General features: G+C 43.4%; 1 protein-coding gene. It reads right to left on the bottom strand.

Features of this window, described 5'->3' with window-relative positions; genetic code table 11:
- On the bottom strand, positions 1–532 hold a 532-nt coding region (locus R7190_RS30290; protein WP_318138265.1), incomplete at both ends, for a beta-galactosidase trimerization domain-containing protein.

Here is a 532-nt window from a genome sequence, read left to right on the forward strand (position 1 = left end):
TGATAGGGTTGAAGTTTAATATTCTCCTGAATATCGTCACCTGTACTTGCATTTATCCAATTCCCGTGCGGAACTTTCAAATCTCGCGGATCATTCAAAAAGTTCATAATGAACAAATAGCGAGACTGTTCATCTTCACGAGTTGTCACTGACACCCCGTAAGGCACGTTTTCAATTGGCTTGCGGATTCCATGTAAATTAGCAAGAGAGATGTAAAATAACTCGTTAAACTCTGTCTCTGTACGTGCAGCGATGTAATAAGCACAACCTTTACCAAGCTGGTTCTTAGTAATGACCGGACAAGCATCAAATAGATCCTCACGGTAATAAGCCAGAGCGTCTGCCGTCTCTAAATGAATATGTTCCATTAAGTGCTTGGCCTTAAATTCACCACTGAAGCCAAAACCAGAGTGCGTTTCCATTTCAAACAATACGCGTTCATGGTCATAGAGTGAGTCAATCTCTTCAGTCCAAATACCCAACGTGCGGCGCAATGGGCTGCCTTCTCCACCAGGGAAACCTCCCAAGAAGC

The sequence above is a fragment of the Vibrio sp. 1078-1 genome (assembly GCF_033340475.1).